We start from the raw sequence: 14832 nt of genomic DNA, 5'->3' as shown, positions 1-14832 counted from the left end.
TCATTTCTGGAGGCACTCGCGCGATGGCTGGATTTGACAAGCTCACTATATTTAAATGGTTTTGCGCATTCGCGGGAGTGGCCGTGCTTGCCACTATTTTGGGTGTAGCTCTGTTCGCGATTGCGGGGGGATTTAGCGCTCCCCCCTGTACGGATGGAACAGATAGCTGCCTCCAGATCCAGCAGACAGCGAACAACAGGTGGCAGCAGATTGCGACCGTGAGTGGGATATCGTTGTCCGCCATTGGTACCTTCGCCCTGGTTATAACGATAGGTCTCTCGTCGAAGGCAACACAAGCTGCCGTCGCCGCAGCTGATGCTGCCAATGTTTCCTTAGCTCATGCTCGGGAAACCTCAATCCGAGAACTAAGGCCCTATCTAACTTATAAGTCCTACAGGTTCATGTATTACACAGACGATGCCGAGAACATCACGAATTGGAGCATCGATATTTCGTGGCAAAATACTGGAGTATCTTTGGCGATTAATGCCCGATCAGTGACAAACTGCTTGATCGTCGACGGCCCTCGCGGGAGTCTTCCAGACGATTTTGACTATCCAGACTGGACTAGAAACTCAAAATCTGGGGTATTTGGTCGCGAAGGCTCATTCTCCACGTCGACGCCGTACATTTCAGTTGCTGACCTGCAACGTATTATCGACAAGCAGGCGACACTACTTGTGTGGAGCTGGGTTGAGTACGAAGGCGTTGAGTCCGACCAGATATATAGAACAGAACTAGGTTGCGTATTCAAAGTTTTTAACAGTCCAGGCGCCGAACATAACTTTCGTTCAAACTTCACCTACGCCGGACCGTTTAATGGGGCGGACAACCGCTCCTTTAGAACTCCGGGGGAGCCTGCGCGACAGCGGACGGAGCCGACAATGACACCGTTAAAGATCGACGCCCCTAACTTGACTAACTGAAACGCGGGTAGCGTGATATCTGGACGCCACAAGAAATATACCCAATTAGCGGATTGGACTTATCCGTCGTTTACCTTGTCAACACAAATGCAGACTTCTAGTTGAAAGTCGCTCGACTCCAGTACCCGCGCATGCTCTACTCAGAGTACAAAGGGATGGGGAACTCAACCAGTGAAAACCGTCAGGATCGCTCTCGCAGCGACCGTATTCGCTATGTCTGCAATCAGCTCTTTTGCCCATAGCGGCGGAACCGATGGCAGCGGCTGCCATACTAATCACAAGACAGGCGGCTATCACTGCCATTGACGCTGGCTCTCGGAGTAAGCCGTTAAGTTCAGGCTAGGACAGGTCGGACACACAGCAGAAGTTGCCGTTCCCGGTACTGATGCGCGCCATTACATTAGGCAAACCTTAAAGACAGGTACCAGACTGCGTGCTATGGTGCACTCCCGGCAAGTCACAACATTCGCGTGTGACGAGCCAACGAAGCGGGGTTTGCAAATGCTTTGCGGGCTTAGCAGGTGGCACCAAAGTATGCTCTGGTTTGCTGTGATGGTTGTTATCATCGCCTCTGGTGCATGCACGGGGCCGCCGAATGAGCCACCACCACCCATTCACCGCGAGATCACTCTGAGTGGAATTCTCGTTGAACCGAAGCCCGGGCCTGACTCCGAACCGAAGTGCACGACTATAAAGAATTCCGATGGGCAAGTGATTGGCGTCTGTTCCAGCTCTCAAACAATATTCCACTCGTGCGACCTCTGTAAGCAACTCGAGAAATCATCTGTGGCTTTCAATCGACCGAGCCGGATGACGTATCACGCAGATACTCCTATCGAACTGGCGCTCGCCCCGGAGAAATCGGGAGTCGATCCGGTCACCAAGCTGAGCAGCGACCTTGAGGGCGATGTCCGCAAGCTCGCAAATGTTCCCTATGCCGTGCGGATGCAAGCTAGCTTGTCAGGCCCCGATTTTGAAATAACCCCATCGGGGTTGCAGGAGCGGACTATCTTGCCAGACCGGGCAACTAGATGGGCATGGAATGTCCGGCCCATTGCGTACGGTCCTGACCGGATGCTCGTCCTCGAAATATCTGCCATCCTTGAGCGAGAGGGGAAGCCGCTCCCACCAGCGGACCCAATCGTGCTTCGCGAAAAGATCCCGGTCGATGTCGGCCTTTGGGACCGTGCGGTCCATCTCTCAACAAATATATCGGCCGTACACGGCACCGTAGCAGGCGTGGGCGCTACCTTAATAGGTGCTGGAGCCTGGGTATGGTTGAGGATTCGCAAACCAAATAAGACCGTTCCCGAGGATTCGGAGGTGACATCTCGCCAAGGGGACGAAGGTCCCGTTTGATATACAGGCCACCGCCTGTGGACAGGCTTTGCGTTGCAAGCGGTGATTGTTGAATTCCTTTCAAAGGCTGGGGGAGACTTAGATGGCTATTGATGACAATCAAGGGTTCCAAAGTAATCTTTCTAGGCGTTCCCGCGAGCTTGTTGGTATGCTTGCCGGTATTGGAATGATCGGGGCAGCGACATACGGTGCTTGGTGGTTCATGGTTGCGGGCATCAAACCGCAAGCTGAGGGCGCTCTTCTTATCTATGGTTTCGCCACGGCTATTGTAGGCGTACTGCTGCTGATGGGTACGCGCATCCTCATCTCAACTGTTTCCATGCGCAAAGACGTCATTCCGTCGTTGGACCGCGACCTGCTTGAGCCCTTAATCCAGGCCGGCGATGAGAAGGCTATTGATCAGTATGTACGGTTGAGCAGCTTATCTGGCACGACGGGTACCGCGACAAAGCTCGGACTGACGGGGCTTCCCCTGCTGACGGTCGCGTTGACTCTCGTGTTTTCCGCCCTGGAACTCTATAAGCCTGGCTCAGGGTTTATGGATCTCACAAAACTGACGTTGGGTGCGTTCATCGGGTCCTTCGTGCAGCGTGTTGCCACTACGCAGCAGGTAGCGGCAGGCGGTCCACGCATTCGACCAGATTCTCCACTATAGATAAGCTATACCCGATTCGTTGTAACGGCGCAAGTGTAGTTACGCGCTCTTGCGCCTGTCTCCACGGTTTTCATAGCCCCAGTTGCGGGCCAATTCGTCGAGACCATCCTTTAGATAATCTGCAAGGGTGGTGCGCTCTCGATGCGACTTTGCAAGCTCGCCGATTGCATAGCCCTGGCCGGCGACCTTGCTCATGATGTCATAGGCTCGAACGCCGAGGATCTCGCGGCAGCGCTTAAGCTCCTGGCCTGCCCGGATCTGCTGCTCACTCAGAGGCTCGCGTGATCCGCCACCGTCGACCGGCTCGCGGCTGTAGTCGAACGATCCTGCCCCTGCCCCGCCCATGGCCTCGTAGAGCGCCCTGAAGCGCGTTGCGGCGGCAAGCTGGGCCTCATTGATCTGCTTCCTGGCGGCAAGCGTGACAATAGCGCTCTCTCGGATGTTCATCTGCGCCTGGATCTTCACCGGGTTCGCTTCGACGCCCTGGTGAGCCTTGGAATAGAACGGATTGTCGATGGTAACCTTTTCGACCTTCATCTTGGGCTGCCACTCGAGTTCCCCCGTCGGCTTCTTCCGCTTTGCCGTCATATTCAACCCTTTGCCTTTCTCTTGATTAGCGCCCGGCGTTCGGGAGTCATCCGAACGTAGGACGGGCGCCAATTAATGGGCTTCTTCATAAAAATCATTTGGACTGGCGGATTGATTGGATACCAGTTGCCGTCGGCATCGAGGAAATACTGGAGACCATCGGTCGGGTAGTGGCCGGCCATGTCGTCGAACAGCAGATCGCAGATCAACCCGTCGGCCTTGGCTGTTGCCATCGGGCGCCATGGGTTTTCTTGGTCGTGCGCTTCCCGTTCCTGCCTTTCCCTGATGGTCATTCGCCCCTCGCTGCTTTCTCTGCCAGGTACGTTGCTGGATCAATTCGCTTCACCTCGGAGGCTGCGCCGAACGTGCCGAGCTTGTGATCCCGGAACTTGCGTTCGCCGGCCGGGTCAAACTTGACTGCAGCGACGGTTCGAACCCAGCCAGGCGCTTTTGCAGCGTTGACCTTCATCCGATGCTCCTGTTTCGCGGCAATTTTCTTCTCCCGCTTCACCTGCTTTTTGGATTTGCCCTTCTCCGGCTGCCCCCAAAGCACGAGCCTCTTAGATCGACGCTTGTCCGGGACATTGGCATCCTGATTGTCGAGCCGATCGAGCGCCTTCCATGCCGCAGCATTTGTTTCGAACGGTCCGTCGACGAGGCGACCGCCGACATCGGTGACTTCGTACTGGCCGTCAGCGTTCCTGGTGACATTGAGGATCTGGGTCATGGCTCGCTCCTGAAGTGATGAGGCAAAAGCCGATGGATCTTGACTTCAGCCTTCGCGGATTCCCTGGCTGAAAACTTCTCGATGCGCCGATACATTTCGGCTTCGATTTTGTCTGAGGCCTCCTCACCGATCGCGAAGAATCGGTCCCTGAGGTTGGTCATCTCTTCCTTACTGGCGCCGGTCGCGATGACATGGGTGCGGGGTTGACGTTCTTTCACGTATGCGTTGGGAAGCGTGACGGATTCGCCGACGAAGTACGTCTTGGGATTCACGACCGTGACCTGATAGACGTGGAAGATCTCCGCTGCGCTGTGGCTATCCCACCCGCCACCTCGGTTGCGAAACATCTCCAACTGCTCCTTCATCGAACGCATATACGGCCCATAGGGCTCGGCGAAGGCGAGCACCCACTGACCGGGCTTGATGTCGATGAACACGCTCATGCCACCCTCCTCTTGAGTTGCACCAGCTCGCCAGCCTTTGGCGTGGGGGGCCAGATCGTCTCAGATGCGATCTTGCGAATGATCGCCGGCATCACGTCGATAACGTTCGGCGGGAGCTGGGATGGATGTCGAATAAATGGTGGCAACTGGGTCAAGCGGCGCTCCTTGCGTCCGAAAGAACGCCTTCGAGGTCGTATGGAGTGAAATTGCCGCCGAGCAGATTTCGCAGGCAGGCATCTATCTGGTCCGCGGGAACTCCCTTGCCTAGCAGGAACGTCTTAGCTTCCGCAGATGACGTCGGGATCGGGTAAGGGGTGAACATTGTTTCTGAAGCTGCGGGGGATACTCCTGACCCTCTAGAGCCAGATGTTCCTTCTCCTTTTCCTAGGTCCTTCTCCTTGTCCTTCTCCTTGCTTCGAAGGGGCTTCGAAGGGGCTTCCGCATCTTCGGGCATCAACAGCTCGAATTCCTCAAGATTCCTCTCGTCGTATAGATGGAACGAAAGTCGATACCGCTGGTAAAAACCCAATGTTACCGGGCATATAGGTAGCATTGCTAGTTGATCGGCTACTCCCTTTACGCGCTTATCTTTTGGTGCAAGCTGAGGCGCTATCTGGTCTGCGGCCATCTCGTGCACCCACACGAGTTCGCGCTGGTGATCGTATGAGCAAATCTTCGCCTCTATGAGGTCCAGAAGCCCCTTCGAAGCCCCTTCCTGAGGGCAACCGATCTCGTGCGCGATGTATGTTACCGGAACGTAGTACAGCCCGAGCATGTTGGCATGCCCAGACGTGGTGAGGTGATAGTGGACAGCGAGCGCTTCGAGATTACCGCGGACGGCTTTCAGGTCAGCCTGCCAGACACGGGGCGGGATGGATGCGAATTTTCTCATCACGAATCCCCGATCTCGCGCTTGAGCGCGTTTATGAGGGTGCGGACGTCGTCAACGGTTGAGAAGAAAACGTACTGATCTTCGTCATCGAGGCCAGTCATCTCCTGTCGGATCACAATGCCGTTGCGAGTATTGCGATAGACCGCCGTTGTCGGCTGTGCATCAATGATGACGTCCGACCCTTTCCAGTCGAACCTCTCTTCCTGATCCGACTTGGCAGACGTGAGGCCTGGAAGCTCTGATTGCGCGCCAGTCGCCTGGGCCGCCAGTATGACGGCCTCAGCGTGCTGATGGTCTGTTCTTGTCATTGCTCGGTTCTCCATCAGGCGAGCCTCGCGAACGCGTCGGCGAGCCTTTTTTCGCCCATCAGTTCCAACGATTTGCGAAAGAACGCCCGTTTATCCGGGCTCATCATCACGTAAGAGCCGATAATGAAGGCGTCCTCGTCCCGCCTGATCTCTATTGCCGACTTGACAACGGGAGGAGCAGCCTGCGTGGGTACGGTTGAGGCAGCGACGCCGCCAAGGAATGTTCGCCGGTTCATTCGAAATCCTCCGGTTCGTCGTCACCATTTTGTTCGTCGTTCTCGTTTTCGAGTTCTGTGTCACAGACCTCGGCAGAAACGGGCGCATACCAGTGGCTTTGAACGACATGTTCCGGGGCGCCTAACGATGGCTCGTTGTCATTGTCTGGCTCAAGGTCCGGGTCATCGTCGAGGAAATCGAGGAGACCGATAAGAGCTTCGATCTGTTCTTCGATCCGATTGCGGGATTGCAGGAGGGTGGCGGTCATCTCAGCTCCTCCCGAACGGCGTTAATCTGTCTTTTCAGATCGTCCATTTTGTCCATGACGACGTCACATACAGTTGCCATGGCATTCCGCTGCCGGCTGTCGTCAATGTCGCGAACCGCCATGTCGATTACATCGACCATACTTCCGATATTGCTGGCCAGATCGGAAATGTAGCCGAGTTGGAGCCTAAGAGGCCTTGGCGCGTTTACGCTTGGCGTCGCTCCGCCGTCCGTGTTATTGATGGTCTCGTTCATATCAAATCCTTCCAAGGTTGATTGGACCAGGCTCGGAGAGGTTGCAGCCTCTGCCGAGCCTTTCGTTTTCCGGTTCATGCTGCTGAGTCCATGAAGAAGGCGATGAGCTTGCCACGCTCTGCCACCCAGCGACCGCCGACCTTTTTGGCCGGCAGCTGGCCGCCGCTGAGAAGGTGGAATGTTTGTCGTTCAGTGCGGCCGATGAGTTTCGCGATCTCCGACACCTCCCAGATCAAATCGAGCTTAGGCTCTTTCTCTGTTGTCATTCCCTGCGACTCCGTTAAGGTTAACGACACCATCTTAGTGTCACACCATTTTGGTGTCAAGACATGGTGTCAAAATGGTGGTATCGGCATTCACAAACGTTAATTGGAACCCGATGGCAATGGCTGAAAACGACGAAGTAAGAATCACACTTCGGCTCACCGAAGGACTGCGAGACGAATTAAAGGAAGCCAGCGACGCTTCTGGTCGCTCTATGAATGCAGAGATCCTTCACCGCCTCGATAGATCTCTGCAATGGGAGGAAGACGGACAAAAAGAAGCCAATGCTCTGATTGAATCGCTTCAGGCAAAACTGGACGAAGCTATCGGCGTGAATGAATATCTCGAAGCTCTAAAAGCTGATCTGATCGAACGACTAGATAGGGCGGACGAAGCCCGCCAGGATCACGCTCCATCTCAAGAAGAACCAATATTCAACATGGTTTTAGACGCCAAAGGGCATCCAATCTCGTGGCCAGAGATTGCCGCGCATATCCACCGTACCGCGAAGGCCGCCGGTGTTGAGACCGTAAGCTTCCGAGTCGCTGTATTCGACGCCGACAGGCAAAGCGGTGGCGATAGGGATCGGGAGTACGCGCGGCTTGTACGCTGGTATCAGGAGCAGACAAGGAAACACAAAGCTCAAACTCGTGAGGAATAGATGAGCGTCCGCAAACGCGAGTGGACAACGCCGAAAGGCATTCAAAAGTCGGCCTGGGTAGTGGACTATACAGACTCCGCCGGCAAACGCAGGCTGAAAACATTTAAAAAAAAGAAAGCTGCCGATTCTTTTGCAGCAACGGCGTCAGTCGAAATCCGGGAGGGGGTGCATGTAGCCGAGAGCGCCAGCGTCACCGTCGAGGAGGCTGGGAAGCTCTGGATAGTCAGCGCCAAGGCGGCGGGGCTCGAGCGCGCGACCATCGAAGACTACGAGCGCCACCTCAGGCTGCACATCAATCCTTTCATCGGCAAGACGAAACTGCCCAGCCTCTCGATCGCCAAGGTGCGCGCATTCGAGGATGACCTGAGGGAGGCAAGCCGATCGCCAGCAATGATTAAGAAGGTTCTGGTGAGCCTCGGCACACTCATTACTGACGCTCAGGAACTTGGTCTTGTTGCGAGAAACGTGGCGCGGGACATGAAGCGGCGGCGAGGTTCGGGCGACAAGAAGCAGGAGAAGCGTCAGAAGGGCAAACTGAAGGTCGGAGTGGATATTCCCACCCGCCAGGACGTCAAGGCGATCCTAGCCGTTCTGGTGGGCCGTTGGCGCCCAATGATCATGATGGCGATCTTCTGCGGTCTGCGTGCATCGGAGTTGCGAGGGCTGAGGTGGCCGGATGTCGACCTCGACAAACGCGAGATCCACGTCCGCCAGCGTGCCGATCGGTTCAATGACATCGGCCGGCCGAAGTCGGAATCCAGCGAGCGGACGGTTCCAGCGCCACCTATGGTCATCAACGCCCTGAAAGAATGGAAGCTCGCCTGCCCGAAGCGAAATACCGGCAAGAAGGACGCAGTCGGCGAACCGATCCTGGTGCTCGATCTCGTATTCCCGAATGGCACCGGCAGAGTCGAACAGCTGAACAACATCCTGCGGCGCGGTCTGCACCCGGCCTGGGTTGCCGCCGGCATCGCCGTGGACAGTGGCAGAGTCGACAAGAAGGGCAAGGCGATCCTCGCGCCCAAATATACGGGCATGCACGCCTTACGACATTTCTATGCCTCCTGGTGCATCAACCGAAAAGAAGACGGCGGCCTTGGCCTGACGCCGAAGATGGTTCAGGAGCGCATGGGCCACTCAACCATTGCGATGACGATGGATACCTACGGACATCTGTTTCCGAAAGACAATGACGCCGACGAATTGGCGGCCGCGGAGAAGGCATTCATGGCGTGACTGCAACATGGATGCGACAAGGAACGCGGAACGCCGTGTGCTATATGGATTTGTAGCGGTTTCCTAATCTGGGGGTCGCGCGTTCGAATCGCGCCGGGATCACCATGAAGATTGAAAATTTCAATTGCCAAATATTGCCTTTGCTATGGTGCTCCCTTTAGGCGGCCTTGCTGATCCATATTTGGGTCAGTAGTTGCCATGCGGCAATCGCTGCACAAATCGGTGACGCAAGCTGCCACTTATTACAGTGATGCCAAGAGCAAGGAGAACAATTGTCGCGGCTCTCGGCGTTGTCGTCGAAGAACTGAACTGGGCATTGAGGAAAATGAGACGGCGCTCACACGCAAGACGCACGCATAATTTGGAAGGTTTAGCATACATGAGACGAAGCCTTATCTTGTAGGGTCCTGGAATCCAGAATACAAAGCTTCAGCAATCGAGAAGAGATATTATGAGCGGAGCGCATCCCGAAAACGCAAATGATTTGTTCGCCCCGTTGATGACCCAAATTGAGGTCGCCGTTGAACCGGAAGAAACGGAGACCGAAGGCGTAAAGCCTTGGGATCCAAAGCAGATACGGATCACCACAAAAAACTTCACGATTCGAGAAATCTATAGTCAGATCGAACATGACGAACTCGACTTGGCGCCGGATTTTCAGCGTAGCTTTGTCTGGAAGGATCGCCAGCAGATCAGACTAATTGAATCTGTTCTGCTCGGAATTCCACTGCCCGCCTTCTATTTCAACCAAGACAGCCAAGGCGCCCACCAGGTCATTGATGGCGTACAACGATTAACGACTGTGAAGCTCTTTATGTCTAATGCTTTATCGCTTCACAATACACATCTTGAGTATCTGAAAGATCTTGAAGGACAGACCTACGATACCTTGGACGCACCCGTTCGGCGGCGGTTTGCCAGCACGCAGATTGTTGCTCACGTGATTGAACCTCAAACCCCAGACGAGGTAAAATACGATATCTTTAACAGGGTAAATACCGGGGGAAGTCCGCTGACCGCCCAGGAGATTCGCCATTGCATGAGCAAGACCGAATCTCGGGATTTCTTGAAGTCGCTGGTTGAGCGAGGCAGCTTTGATAGAGCGACCAGCTTTGCGTTCTGGACGAAAGACCCAAACGGAACACCTGTTCGAGACAATCAGAGAATGGCCGACCGTGAGATGGCGCTCAGGTTTTGCGCATTTCGAACAGTGCCAATTGCAGAATACGAAAAGGCCGCGAGTCTTGATGGTTTTTTGCTCGACTTTACTCGGCAAATAGACACTACCAGAAGCGACCTTCTGTCACCACTGAACCTTATCTGGCTGGAAGCTGCGTTCGAGAGATCGATGCAGAATTGTGCGGCCATTCTTGAAGAAGCAGCGTTTCGTCGATGGCCACCTAACGCGGCACGACGCGGCCCGATAAACCGGGCAATCTTTGAGGCTCAAGCACTTGCCTTGGCCGATTACGATGTTGAGAGCCTGCTCCCTCATAAGCAAAAAATCGTTGGTGCTTTTCGAGACCTATTCGACGACCCCAATTATGACAGTGCCGTTCGAGCTGGCACGGGTGATGTTAGAAAGGTAGAGCGCCGTTTGAACATGACTCGGAAGTGTGTCGAGGCAATCGTGCAATGATCACCTCTCTGTCAATTCATGGTTTCAAAAGATTCAGGTCCGAGAAACTTGAATTTCGTCCACTGACAATTCTTGCAGGCCGTAACGGTTCAGGAAAAACCTCTACAATCCACGCCCTCCTCCTTGCCTTCGCGGCAAGCCAACGTGGCGATGGTGTAGCCGAACTGAATGGTCCATTCGGACTTGAGCTTGGGTGGTTTGGCAGTCTTGTCAATACAAGCTCAGTAGAAAATTCATTCTCTGTTGAGATTGAACTGGACGCAACGGAAAGCGCTTCATGGAAATTCGAGGAAGGGGACACTGAACTCTACGCCTCCGTAAGGCTGCCCCTTCAGGGAGCATTTTCTGACGCGCTGGGTTTTCAGTATCTGGGTGCTGAACGACTCGGTCCTCGAATCGTTCAATCGTCGGCAGCCCTTCCCCGTGAGAAGCTCCAAGTTGGTTGGCAGGGGCAGTATACGGCGCAAGTCATCGACAAATTGGGCAGCACAGTTGTAGATAGGGGTCGGCGGTTTCCGGGCGGTGAAGAAAATCCGCCCCTACTAAAGGCACAAATAGAGCAATGGCTATCGGCCATTGTGACGTCCGTTCAAATCGACACCTCGACGTTCCCGGATACTGGAGTTGCGGGAATCGTGTTCCGGGCGCCAGGAGGCGAGTTTGTAAGGCCTACAAACATGGGCTTTGGGGTAACCTACGTTCTCCCAATTGTTGTAGCCGCGTTGAGTGCCTCTATGGGCGGGCTGTTGATTGTCGAGAATCCTGAAGCACATCTCCATCCTGCGGGTCAGTCGGAGATCGGTATTTTCCTTGCGAGAATGGCGGCGGCTGGAGTCCAAATCTTGCTAGAAACCCATTCGGATCACGTCTTAAATGGTATTCGACGCGCTGTGGGTGAGCAACGAATCCTAAACTCCGATGACGGCATCATTCATTTCTTTGAGAATGCAGACAAACCGGCCCAATCACTTGTTTTCACTCCTTCGGGTGGTTTCTCGAATTGGCCCACGGGATTTTTTGATCAATATCAACTCGACGTAGCTCGCCTGAACCGGGTCCGAAGATCTCGATGACGATCCGCTTCGTTATGGACGAAACATCACTAGGGCTTGATGGGCTCACACCGCTGAACGGTATTGAGGTACTGGAACAGTTTCTCGATCGTGTCGACGATGCCGCCCTCGCGGGCAAGGACGTACTCTATTCAAGCGAGTTCTTTGAGACACCCATCCTTGGTGACTTGTGTTTTTGGGATTTATGCGACCCAACAGCACCAATCGTCCTCCCGAAGCATCTGCAAGAGCGAGCTGCGGCAGCATTTGGCCCCTTAGCACGATGGGACGAAACTGGTGAATGGCCAGACAACTTCGATGTGTCCGTTGATGGACAGGCTGTTCAGAATCTTCCTTCGGTTGCGTGGGCGCATTTCCGTAATGCGAACCCCAACACGGAGCTTGTCGCATGCATATCGTCTTCAACACGAGGATATACCGGCCTTCGTGACGTACTAAGCGGTGCGGTTTCGAGGCCGATATGGTTTATAGAAACGGACCGGGACGCCGAGCTTTTCTACAGGTGGATAAGCTCCGAACATTCAGGCTCCCCCGCAGGGATGGCCGAACTTGCGCTTGCGTCGTTTAAGAATTTGAATTTTGCGGATGGCTGCTGGACCGGTATCCGCGCAATGACCGGACAGTATCGCGATTTGGCGCGAGTGATCGTGAAGCACTTGGGTACTTTGTCTGATGAGGGACAGCGTATTTTTGGAGGGTCTTGGCAACAGGCTCCGGCCGAATTTGGGTCATTGGGTATAGAGATTTCCGACGAAACCGGCGGAACCAAGCAAAATGGGACGGCTCGCCAGGAACGTTGTATCATAATAGCCGGCGAGGAGCGCTTTTTTTGGTGGCATACTAAGCTGGAGCCGCATCAGAACCGGATTCATATCTGGCCAGATGAGGTCCCGGGCGGCGGCAAAATAACAGTTGGCATTTTTTGCCGCCATCTAACGACTTGAAAACTAAAGGAATTGCCTGCAGCAAATAGCGCAAAAATGCCACCGTACTTACGACGCCTGACGATAGGCCCGTCGCCCACGCACAACTCGCTGCGCCCCCACCCCGAGCAACACAGCCACAACCCACCCACCGACAAAACCAATCGCACCCCAGACAAGACCTGCGAAGCTGACCGGCACACTCGGCACAAAATCGCGCCAGGTATTGGCGAAAACGACATCATCCGGTTCCCGCATCAGCACGAGGGGCTTGGCGACCGGGTCCGCAGTGCCGAGTTTCAATTGCTGCGCCAGCAGCGTCTCGTAGCGCGTGATCGTGCTCTGCATCGAGACGCCGCGGTCGCGGAGGAAATCGTCGGAGGAGTGCGCGTAGGTGTTCAGCGCCTGCTGGCGATCGAGGTGGTGGTCGGCTGCCTGTCTGTTGAAATCCTCGACGATGACGCGCAATTCGTCGATCGCGCCGCCGATCCGCTGGCGGTATTGCTGGGCAAATTCCGGCGCCTGCGAAAAGACCGTGCCGCCGGCAAGCCCGGCGACGATGGCGATGATCCTTGCAATCGATCTCATTCTCTCGATGCCTCCGGCGCTCTCCAGAAGTAACGATCCGTGGCCGCAAAGGTTTCTCTTCGACACAATCCGTAACGCTATGTGATTGAACCGACAGCGCTTCCGGCGAGTTGCTCCCGTGACCAATGAGTTGCTCCTATGAGCAACTGAGAAAGAGAGGCTTGTCATGAAACAGATTATCCTTGCCTGCACACTCGCTGCCGCATCCATCTTTTCCGCAATGCCGTCCCAGGCGGCCAGTGTGACGATCACCACGGGTGATGAACGCCCGTACTACCGTGATTCGGAACGTCCCTATTACCGCCATCACAGCCCCTATTACCGCCACGACATGCGTCGGCGTTACGTTTCCCGCGACTGCTTTAACAAGACGGAAAAAATACGCCGCCATGGCCATACGGTCATCAAGGAAACCAGGGTCTGCCGATAGGCGATCCACGCACGAAGCCCGGCTGATCGGCCGGGCTTTTCATCCGATTTCGTCACGCGGAACTTCGCCATATCGGCCGCGTTATTCGCGAAAGGAGTAAGCGTCATGCGTATCAAGATGACTCTTCTGGCAATCGCTTATGTCGCCGTCAGCGCCGTGCTGCTTGCCATCGCCTATCAGCCGCACGGGCCGGTGGCCCTGCAGAAGACGGATCGCATGGCCGGTTCGTCCTTCCTCGTCGAGCGCTTCGCCGGTTGATCGGCTGAGCGCTGAGTGAGAGACGACGACGCATCAATGCCGCTCGTTAAGCGGAGGCCCGCCGAGCAGGATCCGGTTCTGCACCGCATGCACGCCTTCGACGGCCCTGGCAACCGCGGTCGCCCGTTCGATCTCGCCGACGGTGCCGACCGTACCGGTCAGCACGATGTGCTCGTTTTCCATCGTCACTTCGACATCTGATGCATCGATGCCGCCGGCAATCGCCAGCGCGTTGGCGACGGCCGCTTCGACCGATGCGCGATTGGCAATTTCCGCTTCCATCTCGGGCTCGAGCCCGTGAAATGTCTGCTCCTTGAAAACCATGATCCGTTTCTCCTCATATCCGAGCGTCAAACCTGCGGAGGAAACGCCCGTCGGCCGGTTTTGGTTGCAGGGCGGCTACCAGTTGAGGCGATAGCGCAGATTGACGCTGCCGGCCTCATCTGCCGAAAACGGATTGCTGACCGATGCATCGAGATTGAGGTTGGGCAGGATTGCCTGGTTGACGGCAACCGAACTCGAAAAATCGCCGCTGGCATTGCTGATGCCGGCGCCTGCCGAAAGCGAGGTGCCCGTCCAGGGATGAATCAGCTTCAGCGCCTGCGACGCCGTCACCGAGGCCCGTTTGATATCGACCGCGTCGTATTGGACGCTGATGGACCGGCTCGACTGCATATCGAGCGAATCCGACAGGATCCAGCTGCGTGAACGGCTGAGCGTCAGCGCGCCGCTGCCGCGCAGCGTATCGACACTGATCCTTGCGCCCCGCTGCGATTGGCCTGATGGCGTGACGTTTGTCCTGACGATCCTGCCCCAGAGCATTGCCTGCTCGGAATCGGGCAGCGGCGCCCCGCCTTTGGTCGAGGCGAGCGCGATATCGGCGCCGGCGCTGGTTTCCCATTCCGCCGGCAGGCGGAAACCCATCGTCGCCTTGTAGGACCGGTCGGAGAGTTTGGCCGGCGCCCAGATCAGCAGGTCATCGGCCCTCGCCGCCGAGGCGAGCGAGAAGAGGATGGCGAAGAGAAGGCAAGCTGTTTTGAATATCGTCATGAAATCCAACATTTCCACGGACACAGGGCTGCAGCGCACATGAATGCGCCCGCAGCGACGCGATGAGGGATTGC

23 protein-coding genes are annotated in these 14832 nt (G+C 55.5%); 10 read left to right on the top strand and 13 right to left on the bottom strand.

The genetic code is table 11. The features are described 5' to 3' along the window. Positions 1 to 23: 23 nt before the first annotated feature. The 3 genes from QMO80_RS14935 (at position 24) to QMO80_RS14930 (ending at position 2940) form a co-directional block, all read left to right on the top strand. Positions 24 to 926, top strand: a complete 903-nt coding sequence (locus QMO80_RS14935; protein ID WP_283197263.1) for a hypothetical protein — start codon at positions 24 to 26, stop codon at positions 924 to 926. A 213-nt stretch (positions 927 to 1139) separates the two neighbouring features. Continuing rightward, on the top strand, positions 1140 to 1232 hold the full coding sequence (locus QMO80_RS33005) for a YHYH domain-containing protein (RefSeq protein WP_303659926.1): 93 nt from the start codon (positions 1140 to 1142) through the stop codon (positions 1230 to 1232). Between the two features lie 1135 nt (positions 1233 to 2367). After that, positions 2368 to 2940: a hypothetical protein gene (locus QMO80_RS14930; RefSeq protein ID WP_283197262.1), complete on the top strand. Its 573-nt coding sequence runs from the start codon at positions 2368 to 2370 to the stop codon at positions 2938 to 2940. A gap of 39 nt (positions 2941 to 2979) precedes the next feature. On the opposite strand, the gene QMO80_RS14925 is transcribed toward QMO80_RS14930, so the two are convergent. The 10 genes from QMO80_RS14925 to QMO80_RS14880 all read right to left on the bottom strand — a co-directional run bounded on the left by QMO80_RS14925 (position 2980) and on the right by QMO80_RS14880 (position 6902). Next, a complete protein-coding gene (locus QMO80_RS14925; protein ID WP_283197261.1) occupies positions 2980 to 3528 on the bottom strand; it encodes a hypothetical protein in 549 nt (182 codons plus the stop codon). A gap of 2 nt (positions 3529 to 3530) precedes the next feature. Beyond that, positions 3531 to 3821 carry a hypothetical protein gene (locus QMO80_RS14920; protein WP_283197260.1) on the bottom strand — a complete coding sequence of 97 codons (291 nt, stop codon included), beginning with the start codon at positions 3819 to 3821 and terminating at the stop codon, positions 3531 to 3533. Then, positions 3818 to 4255, bottom strand: coding sequence for a hypothetical protein (locus QMO80_RS14915; RefSeq protein WP_283197259.1), 438 nt, complete (start codon positions 4253 to 4255; stop codon positions 3818 to 3820). The genes QMO80_RS14920 and QMO80_RS14915 overlap by 4 nt, the downstream gene beginning before the upstream one ends. Next, positions 4252 to 4698 carry a hypothetical protein gene (locus tag QMO80_RS14910; RefSeq protein ID WP_283197258.1) on the bottom strand — a complete coding sequence of 149 codons (447 nt, stop codon included), beginning with the start codon at positions 4696 to 4698 and terminating at the stop codon, positions 4252 to 4254. The genes QMO80_RS14915 and QMO80_RS14910 overlap by 4 nt, the downstream gene beginning before the upstream one ends. A 151-nt stretch (positions 4699 to 4849) precedes the next feature. Then, a complete protein-coding gene (locus QMO80_RS14905; RefSeq protein ID WP_283197257.1) occupies positions 4850 to 5590 on the bottom strand; it encodes a hypothetical protein in 741 nt (246 codons plus the stop codon). Further along, positions 5590 to 5898 carry a hypothetical protein gene (locus tag QMO80_RS14900; protein ID WP_283197256.1) on the bottom strand — a complete coding sequence of 103 codons (309 nt, stop codon included), beginning with the start codon at positions 5896 to 5898 and terminating at the stop codon, positions 5590 to 5592. The genes QMO80_RS14905 and QMO80_RS14900 overlap by 1 nt, the downstream gene beginning before the upstream one ends. A gap of 14 nt (positions 5899 to 5912) precedes the next feature. Next, positions 5913 to 6134 carry a hypothetical protein gene (locus QMO80_RS14895; RefSeq protein ID WP_283197255.1) on the bottom strand — a complete coding sequence of 74 codons (222 nt, stop codon included), beginning with the start codon at positions 6132 to 6134 and terminating at the stop codon, positions 5913 to 5915. After that, positions 6131 to 6382: a hypothetical protein gene (locus QMO80_RS14890; protein ID WP_283197254.1), complete on the bottom strand. Its 252-nt coding sequence runs from the start codon at positions 6380 to 6382 to the stop codon at positions 6131 to 6133. Before QMO80_RS14890 ends, QMO80_RS14895 begins: the two co-directional genes overlap by 4 nt. Next, positions 6379 to 6636, bottom strand: coding sequence for a hypothetical protein (locus QMO80_RS14885; RefSeq protein WP_283197253.1), 258 nt, complete (start codon positions 6634 to 6636; stop codon positions 6379 to 6381). Before QMO80_RS14885 ends, QMO80_RS14890 begins: the two co-directional genes overlap by 4 nt. Before the next feature lie 74 nt (positions 6637 to 6710). After that, positions 6711 to 6902 carry a DNA-binding protein gene (locus tag QMO80_RS14880; protein WP_283197252.1) on the bottom strand — a complete coding sequence of 64 codons (192 nt, stop codon included), beginning with the start codon at positions 6900 to 6902 and terminating at the stop codon, positions 6711 to 6713. A 119-nt stretch (positions 6903 to 7021) separates the two neighbouring features. Here QMO80_RS14880 and QMO80_RS14875 point away from each other — a divergent pair, with 119 nt between their 5' ends. The 5 genes from QMO80_RS14875 to QMO80_RS14855 all read left to right on the top strand — a co-directional run bounded on the left by QMO80_RS14875 (position 7022) and on the right by QMO80_RS14855 (position 12453). Further along, the gene (locus QMO80_RS14875; RefSeq protein ID WP_283197251.1) at positions 7022 to 7561 is read left to right on the top strand and encodes an Arc family DNA-binding protein; all 540 of its coding nucleotides are present in this window, start codon (positions 7022 to 7024) and stop codon (positions 7559 to 7561) included. Then, a complete protein-coding gene (locus QMO80_RS14870) occupies positions 7562 to 8797 on the top strand; it encodes a site-specific integrase (RefSeq protein WP_283197250.1) in 1236 nt (411 codons plus the stop codon). It begins immediately after the preceding gene. A 451-nt stretch (positions 8798 to 9248) separates the two neighbouring features. Continuing rightward, the gene (locus QMO80_RS14865) at positions 9249 to 10436 is read left to right on the top strand and encodes a DUF262 domain-containing protein (protein WP_283197249.1); all 1188 of its coding nucleotides are present in this window, start codon (positions 9249 to 9251) and stop codon (positions 10434 to 10436) included. Then, positions 10433 to 11509, top strand: a complete 1077-nt coding sequence (locus QMO80_RS14860; RefSeq protein ID WP_283197248.1) for a DUF3696 domain-containing protein — start codon at positions 10433 to 10435, stop codon at positions 11507 to 11509. The genes QMO80_RS14865 and QMO80_RS14860 overlap by 4 nt, the downstream gene beginning before the upstream one ends. Beyond that, positions 11506 to 12453: a hypothetical protein gene (locus QMO80_RS14855; RefSeq protein ID WP_283197247.1), complete on the top strand. Its 948-nt coding sequence runs from the start codon at positions 11506 to 11508 to the stop codon at positions 12451 to 12453. Before QMO80_RS14860 ends, QMO80_RS14855 begins: the two co-directional genes overlap by 4 nt. 48 nt (positions 12454 to 12501) lie before the next feature. On the opposite strand, the gene QMO80_RS14850 is transcribed toward QMO80_RS14855, so the two are convergent. Beyond that, positions 12502 to 13020 (bottom strand): DUF2937 family protein, encoded by a 519-nt coding sequence (locus QMO80_RS14850; protein WP_283197246.1) that lies wholly within the window; start codon positions 13018 to 13020, stop codon positions 12502 to 12504. Positions 13021 to 13186: 166 nt separating this feature from the next. Between QMO80_RS14850 and QMO80_RS14845 the strand changes: the two genes are divergently transcribed. Together QMO80_RS14845 and QMO80_RS14840 are read left to right on the top strand one after the other, a co-directional pair. After that, on the top strand, positions 13187 to 13450 hold the full coding sequence (locus tag QMO80_RS14845; protein WP_283197245.1) for a hypothetical protein: 264 nt from the start codon (positions 13187 to 13189) through the stop codon (positions 13448 to 13450). A 105-nt stretch (positions 13451 to 13555) separates the two neighbouring features. Further along, a complete protein-coding gene (locus QMO80_RS14840; RefSeq protein WP_165503973.1) occupies positions 13556 to 13708 on the top strand; it encodes a hypothetical protein in 153 nt (50 codons plus the stop codon). A 33-nt stretch (positions 13709 to 13741) separates the two neighbouring features. Here the strand turns inward: QMO80_RS14840 and QMO80_RS14835 are convergent, their stop codons facing one another. Then, complete coding sequence (locus QMO80_RS14835) at positions 13742 to 14032, bottom strand: BON domain-containing protein (protein WP_283197244.1); 291 nt, start codon at positions 14030 to 14032, stop codon at positions 13742 to 13744. A 75-nt stretch (positions 14033 to 14107) separates the two neighbouring features. Next, the gene (locus tag QMO80_RS14830; RefSeq protein ID WP_283197243.1) at positions 14108 to 14758 is read right to left on the bottom strand and encodes a hypothetical protein; all 651 of its coding nucleotides are present in this window, start codon (positions 14756 to 14758) and stop codon (positions 14108 to 14110) included. Positions 14759 to 14832 lie beyond the last annotated feature (74 nt).

Origin of the sequence: Rhizobium sp. BT03, from assembly GCF_030053155.1 — a bacterium.
Classification (GTDB): domain Bacteria; phylum Pseudomonadota; class Alphaproteobacteria; order Rhizobiales; family Rhizobiaceae; genus Rhizobium.
Note: the sequence above shows the minus strand (reverse complement) of the source record. Positions and strands in the feature narration are given on the sequence as shown.

Excerpts from the sequence above, each read along its gene's own strand:
- QMO80_RS14895 (WP_283197255.1), bottom strand. The coding sequence starts at position 6,134 with ATGAACCGGCGAACATTCCTTGGCGGCGTCGCTGCCTCAACCGTACCC.
- QMO80_RS14855 (WP_283197247.1), top strand. The coding sequence starts at position 11,506 with ATGACGATCCGCTTCGTTATGGACGAAACATCACTAGGGCTTGATGGG.
- QMO80_RS14840 (WP_165503973.1), top strand. The coding sequence starts at position 13,556 with ATGCGTATCAAGATGACTCTTCTGGCAATCGCTTATGTCGCCGTCAGC.
- QMO80_RS14865 (WP_283197249.1), top strand. The coding sequence starts at position 9,249 with ATGAGCGGAGCGCATCCCGAAAACGCAAATGATTTGTTCGCCCCGTTG.
- QMO80_RS14935 (WP_283197263.1), top strand. The coding sequence starts at position 24 with ATGGCTGGATTTGACAAGCTCACTATATTTAAATGGTTTTGCGCATTC.
- QMO80_RS14880 (WP_283197252.1), bottom strand. The coding sequence starts at position 6,902 with ATGACAACAGAGAAAGAGCCTAAGCTCGATTTGATCTGGGAGGTGTCG.
- QMO80_RS33005 (WP_303659926.1), top strand. The coding sequence starts at position 1,140 with ATGTCTGCAATCAGCTCTTTTGCCCATAGCGGCGGAACCGATGGCAGC.
- QMO80_RS14905 (WP_283197257.1), bottom strand. The coding sequence starts at position 5,590 with ATGAGAAAATTCGCATCCATCCCGCCCCGTGTCTGGCAGGCTGACCTG.
- QMO80_RS14910 (WP_283197258.1), bottom strand. The coding sequence starts at position 4,698 with ATGAGCGTGTTCATCGACATCAAGCCCGGTCAGTGGGTGCTCGCCTTC.
- QMO80_RS14885 (WP_283197253.1), bottom strand. The coding sequence starts at position 6,636 with ATGAACGAGACCATCAATAACACGGACGGCGGAGCGACGCCAAGCGTA.
- QMO80_RS14915 (WP_283197259.1), bottom strand. The coding sequence starts at position 4,255 with ATGACCCAGATCCTCAATGTCACCAGGAACGCTGACGGCCAGTACGAA.
- QMO80_RS14845 (WP_283197245.1), top strand. The coding sequence starts at position 13,187 with ATGAAACAGATTATCCTTGCCTGCACACTCGCTGCCGCATCCATCTTT.
- QMO80_RS14870 (WP_283197250.1), top strand. The coding sequence starts at position 7,562 with ATGAGCGTCCGCAAACGCGAGTGGACAACGCCGAAAGGCATTCAAAAG.
- QMO80_RS14860 (WP_283197248.1), top strand. The coding sequence starts at position 10,433 with ATGATCACCTCTCTGTCAATTCATGGTTTCAAAAGATTCAGGTCCGAG.
- QMO80_RS14875 (WP_283197251.1), top strand. The coding sequence starts at position 7,022 with ATGGCTGAAAACGACGAAGTAAGAATCACACTTCGGCTCACCGAAGGA.
- QMO80_RS14830 (WP_283197243.1), bottom strand. The coding sequence starts at position 14,758 with ATGACGATATTCAAAACAGCTTGCCTTCTCTTCGCCATCCTCTTCTCG.
- QMO80_RS14900 (WP_283197256.1), bottom strand. The coding sequence starts at position 5,898 with ATGACAAGAACAGACCATCAGCACGCTGAGGCCGTCATACTGGCGGCC.
- QMO80_RS14930 (WP_283197262.1), top strand. The coding sequence starts at position 2,368 with ATGGCTATTGATGACAATCAAGGGTTCCAAAGTAATCTTTCTAGGCGT.
- QMO80_RS14890 (WP_283197254.1), bottom strand. The coding sequence starts at position 6,382 with ATGACCGCCACCCTCCTGCAATCCCGCAATCGGATCGAAGAACAGATC.
- QMO80_RS14920 (WP_283197260.1), bottom strand. The coding sequence starts at position 3,821 with ATGACCATCAGGGAAAGGCAGGAACGGGAAGCGCACGACCAAGAAAAC.
- QMO80_RS14835 (WP_283197244.1), bottom strand. The coding sequence starts at position 14,032 with ATGGTTTTCAAGGAGCAGACATTTCACGGGCTCGAGCCCGAGATGGAA.
- QMO80_RS14925 (WP_283197261.1), bottom strand. The coding sequence starts at position 3,528 with ATGACGGCAAAGCGGAAGAAGCCGACGGGGGAACTCGAGTGGCAGCCC.
- QMO80_RS14850 (WP_283197246.1), bottom strand. The coding sequence starts at position 13,020 with ATGAGATCGATTGCAAGGATCATCGCCATCGTCGCCGGGCTTGCCGGC.